Source organism: Microcystis sp. M53603_WE2 (assembly GCF_030065435.1).
On record NZ_JASJFF010000187.1, the window covers coordinates 1 to 4,785 of the forward strand.

Annotated in this window: 5 protein-coding genes and 1 pseudogene; 2 read left to right on the forward strand and 4 right to left on the reverse strand. The window is 45.0% G+C overall.

Translation table 11 applies throughout. The features are described 5' to 3' along the window. Positions 1-240 (reverse strand): annotated as a pseudogene (locus PX481_RS03940) (hypothetical protein); the annotation flags it as partial. Beyond that, positions 197-796 (reverse strand): DUF1517 domain-containing protein, encoded by a 600-nt coding sequence (locus tag PX481_RS03945; protein WP_288093736.1) that lies wholly within the window; start codon positions 794-796, stop codon positions 197-199. The gene PX481_RS03945 and the pseudogene PX481_RS03940, both read right to left, overlap by 44 nt. A gap of 26 nt (positions 797-822) precedes the next feature. Here PX481_RS03945 and PX481_RS03950 point away from each other — a divergent pair, with 26 nt between their 5' ends. Both PX481_RS03950 and hpnH read left to right on the forward strand, forming a co-directional pair. After that, positions 823-1,002: a hypothetical protein gene (locus tag PX481_RS03950; protein ID WP_288093738.1), complete on the forward strand. Its 180-nt coding sequence runs from the start codon at positions 823-825 to the stop codon at positions 1,000-1,002. Between the two features lie 270 nt (positions 1,003-1,272). Further along, positions 1,273-2,289, forward strand: a complete 1,017-nt coding sequence (gene hpnH, locus PX481_RS03955; protein ID WP_002762032.1) for an adenosyl-hopene transferase HpnH — start codon at positions 1,273-1,275, stop codon at positions 2,287-2,289. A 226-nt stretch (positions 2,290-2,515) separates the two neighbouring features. On the opposite strand, the gene PX481_RS03960 is transcribed toward hpnH, so the two are convergent. Both PX481_RS03960 and ndk read right to left on the reverse strand, forming a co-directional pair. Further along, a complete protein-coding gene (locus PX481_RS03960) occupies positions 2,516-3,889 on the reverse strand; it encodes an HD domain-containing phosphohydrolase (RefSeq protein ID WP_002762031.1) in 1,374 nt (457 codons plus the stop codon). Between the two features lie 112 nt (positions 3,890-4,001). Further along, positions 4,002-4,451: a nucleoside-diphosphate kinase gene (ndk, locus tag PX481_RS03965; RefSeq protein ID WP_002762029.1), complete on the reverse strand. Its 450-nt coding sequence runs from the start codon at positions 4,449-4,451 to the stop codon at positions 4,002-4,004. Between the last annotated feature and the right edge of the window lie 334 nt (positions 4,452-4,785).

A 4,785-nucleotide genomic window follows, 5' to 3' on the forward strand; every position in this document is an offset into this window, starting at 1 on the left:
TCCGTCATCGTAGGTAGCTTGTTGCACCTCGTAGCGACCGCTACTAACCTGATTGGATTCTTGTCTTACACTACTGTTATTAGCTGACGGTGACTGAGTTTGATTTGATGAGGAACCACAGGCCACCGTTGTGCAACAAAGGGTAAGAATTAAAAGGATTGTCGTTACTTGGCGCAGCATAAGGGCAAAATTAAGACTATAAAGGCAGTAATTCGGGGAAATTGAGTAATAGTTGCTCATTGGTCAATTCATCTCCCAATTGAGCAGGAGAAAAATGTACCTGAATCGCACGCAGCCGACCTTGGTAGTGGAGGTTAATTATTGATTTTAAACCATCTTCCAGGGCCTCTCGATCGGCTAGGCTAGTTTCTAAACCAGCACTCTCACCCTCGAATGCTATTGTGATCATAACAACTAAGTTATCGGTGACGGGTAAAGTTAAGGGTTCGTTTTCCCCCACTTGTGAAGACACCGATTCACTTAGGTATCTGGCCGCGGAATCGGTAAACAGTTCGTTAACGTAGTCTCCCGCTTCCCCCTCACTCCAAAAAATATCGCCCTCATTAGCCACAGAAAACCAATAGAGGTTCATCGGCAGCAGATTTTGACAAATTTCTACTAAACCCTCTCCCATGACCTCTAAATCCCCTTCGGAATCGATCGCTTCCCGGCCGGTACGATTAAGAATACCGATCAGCGGTGCGATTTCTTGGCCGTAGAGATGCAAAAATAAGCGACAGACCACATAGCGAGTTTTACCCGCAAATTTCTTAAAGCGATCGCCTAAAGAACTCATAATAGACCTCTGGTAAAAATCAAAAATTGTCGTTAAGGTTAGGAGTCAGTAGTCAGGAGATAGGAGTCAGGAGTCAGGAGATAGGAGTCAGGAGTCAGGAGACTTTTTTATTTATTCTCCCCACTTCCCACTCCCCACTTCCCACTTCCCACTTCCCACTTCCCACTTCCCACTTTCAAGTCAGTAGTCTTGGAGCCATAAGCTAGATCAAGGTGATAATCAAGTAAACAGGAAAAAAGCCCTCAGCTTTTATTTATTTTGCCATTTTCTAGGCTCCTATGCCTTGATGCCCTGTTAAGTAGTCGGACATAAATTCTGTTGTCTATCTTAAGAAATGTAAATTGCCGCAATTCTTCCTGATGACCGACTCCTGACTCCTGACGACCGGCTACTGACTCCTTACCCCACAGTTAACTTGACTTTTGTCCAACTACTTAACAGTCTATAATTACTTAGAATCCTTTTGGTGTGAGCAAATGGCTGTCCAACTGCAACAAGCTTTAGTGGTTGCTTCCTATATCTTGAAACAGCGTCTAGCAGGAAAAAAGCGTTTTCCCTTAGTTTTAATGCTAGAACCCCTATTTCGCTGTAATTTAGCCTGTACTGGCTGCGGTAAGATTCAACATCCCCCGGAAATCCTCCGCAATCATCTTACCCCAGCAGAATGTTTCGCAGCGGTGGAAGAATGCGGGGTTCCCGTGGTTTCCATCCCCGGGGGCGAGCCGCTTTTACACCCACAAATCGATGAAATTGTCAAGGGGTTAGTGGACAGAAAAAAATTTGTCTATCTCTGCACCAATGCTCTGTTGTTGGAAAAAAGCCTGGATAAATTTACTCCTTCACCCTATCTTACCTTTAGTGTCCATCTGGACGGTTTAAAAGCACATCACGATCGCTGTGTGGATCGAGAGGGAGTATTCGATAAGGCAGTACAAGGGATTAAAGCGGCGAAAGCGAGAGGTTTTCGGGTTACTACTAATACCACGGTTTTTGAAGGCACAGAACCGCAAGAAATGCAGGAATTTTTCGATTTTCTCGCTACTTTGGGTATCGATGGTATGATGATTTCCCCCGGTTATAGTTATGAGTGGGCCCCGGATCAAGATAGTTTCTTAAAACGGGAGCAAACCAGAGCTTTATTCCGAGAAATTCTCTCACCCTGGAAATCAGGTCAGAAAAAGTGGAATTTTAACCATAATCCTCTCTTTCTCGATTTTCTCATCGGTGAACAGGACTATGAATGCACTCCTTGGGGTAGTCCTAGTTATAGTCTTTTAGGATGGCAAAAACCCTGTTATCTGCTCAACGAAGGTCATTACAAAAGCTTTCGGGAACTTTTAGCAGAAACCAATTGGGATAACTATGGTCGGGCCAGTGGCAATCCGCAATGTGCCGATTGTATGGTACATTGCGGCTATGAACCGACCGCAGCCATGGCAGCTTTTAAACCGGCTAATATGAGACGTGCCATGCAGAGTTTAATCGGAGTCTAATCTAGGGTCTGCTGAATAAATCTAAAAACCTTGTTGGGTAAAAATTTTAGACTTTTTTCCCATCAAAAAGTGCCAGACCTTGGGGTGATCGGGGGGGAAATTTAGGCACTTTTTCCCTGAAAATTAATTAGGTAATTGACCCCCTGAAAATGGGTAAAACCCTACACCCCACACCCCACACCCCACACCCTACCCCCAGGAAAAACTTTTTGCCGCAGACCCTAATCTAAACTGATTCTAACCAGACGGCGGGGACTTGACTAGGGCGATCGGGTAATTGCATCCATCCCATTTCGCACAGACGAATTACCGAACTTAATTTTTCTACCAAAGCGGGATCAAAACGAATCCCGCTATAATTTTGACAGCGCTCTAGGGCCTCTCCTAAATCTAGAGCTAGTCGGTCGCCTCGCGGTTGAGTTAATTCCTGAAAATAGGCTGATAATCCTAAAATTCTCGACTCTAGGCTGATTTCTTCCCCTTTTAAGCCGTTGGGAACACCGCTACCATCCCAGTATTCAAACTCATGGTAAATAATCTGTTGAATTGGGGCTAATTCGGGCATAGTGGCGAGTAATTGTGCGCCTAACACCGATCTATCCCGCCAAAATAACGCATTTGCTCCCTCTAACTGACTGGCACGCTGTCTAAAAACTTCGATCGGAGCCTCCGCTAGACCGATGCGGTATAATAAACCGGCTAATCGTAAGCGTCGTAATCTCAGGGTGGGTAAATCGAGCAATTGTCCCAACATTTCCGCTAAAGCGGCCACCTGTAGGGAAGCAAGGGGATTATCAATATCTCTTTCATCGACCTTTTGAGCCATTCTTAGAAAAGCTTGCAGTTTATTAGCGGCTAAATTTTTATTTAAACGGGATGCTTGTCCTTCTAAGTCGCTTAATTCTCGTGCTTGTCTGCTGACGGTGACTAACTGCTGTTGACTGGTTTGCAGATAGGTGACAATGCGAGAGACTACTCCGGTTAAATCCGTGGGAATGGGATTAATATTTTGACTAATTTCCTGCTGTTGTCTGCTTAAATCGGCCGCTAGACTGGGATTATAGGGATGCAGACGCTCAATTAAGATCCTAGCGGCTTTTTCGACTAAATCGCGATCGAATGTCCATAAACCGTAGAATTTTCGCTCCGTGTCTATTTGGGGTTGACTATCGGACCGGTATTCTTCTGGGGATAACTCATGACAGAGTACCATGGAGGCGTAATCGGGGGAAAGAATGATTAAATTCCACTCATTCACCAAACTATCGCTATTATCTAAGTTAACTAGCGAAACATTCTCTAAACTGCCGGTTTTATGCTCAGAAAAACCACTATCGGCCACGGCAGCGATCGCAATATGACGAGAAGAGCGAGCGATATCTAAATAGCGCTCAGCTTCCTGTAAATACCATTTTCCCTGTTGAAAGGTGACTAAAACCAGTGGTTTATTTGTACTGTCTGGGCTGCTAGTTTGCAAGATATGATCTTCAAGAGCATGACAGAGAGCCACAAGGGTATTCTTAAAATAGACCCCGTAACTGCTGGGTAATCGTCCCGATGAAGCTCTTTTTAACTGTTGTAAGCTGGATTCTACGGTCATAAGTCGCAAGATTAGGGGTTGAGTGTGGGGAAAGGGGAGAGGAGAGAATAAATAAAAGCCATCTCCTGTCTCCTGTCTCCTGACGACCGGCTCCTGACTGCCTCAAAGGGGTTTATTCTACCACCCAGGGAGTGATTGCGGGAGTCCAATTAGCTAATTCCGCATCGCTAAACCAGAGACTAACTTCATCTTTGGCGGTATCTGGACCATCGGACCCATGGATAAGATTGCGTCCGACACTAATGCCAAAATCACCGCGAATCGTACCAGGTTCAGCATTGAGGGGATTAGTGGCGCCAATAATTTTTCTAGCGGAGGCAATTACTCCTTCTCCTTCCCAAACCATGGCCACCACGGGGGAGGAGGTAATAAAATCGACTAAAGAACGGAAAAAGGGTCTTTCCTTATGAACAGCGTAGTGTTTTTCCGCTAATTCGCTAGAAACCTGCATCATTTTCAACCCAACCAGCGTAAAACCTTTAGTTTCAAAGCGTTGAATAATTTCCCCCACCAGATTGCGCTGCACACCGTCGGGTTTAATCATTAAGAAAGTGCGTTCCATACTGCCTCTTAAAATTTAGTCATCGAAAAATTGCGTCCGAAACCCAGATTAACCCGGAATGGCATCCTAGAGAATGGCAGCATTTTCGCTTAAATTGCTGAGTTAGCTTGCTGTCCGATTTAGCTAGGGTTTGCGGCAAAAAGTTTTTCGTGGGGGCAGGGTGTGAGGTGTGGGGTGTGGGGTGTGGGGTTTTACCGATTTTGAGGTAGTCAGTTACCTAATTTTCAGGGAAAAAGTCCAGGAATTTTACCCCCGATCCCTCCAATGGTCGGCACTTTTTGAGGAAAAAAAGTCTAAAAGCCTTATCCAACAAGGTTTTTAGATTTATTCAGCA

Bases quoted from the DNA above. Each gene is read 5' to 3' on its own strand.
- hpnH (WP_002762032.1), top strand. From the start codon at position 1,273: ATGGCTGTCCAACTGCAACAAGCTTTAGTGGTTGCTTCCTATATCTTG.
- ndk (WP_002762029.1), bottom strand. From the start codon at position 4,451: ATGGAACGCACTTTCTTAATGATTAAACCCGACGGTGTGCAGCGCAAT.
- PX481_RS03960 (WP_002762031.1), bottom strand. From the start codon at position 3,889: ATGACCGTAGAATCCAGCTTACAACAGTTAAAAAGAGCTTCATCGGGA.
- PX481_RS03945 (WP_288093736.1), bottom strand. From the start codon at position 796: ATGAGTTCTTTAGGCGATCGCTTTAAGAAATTTGCGGGTAAAACTCGC.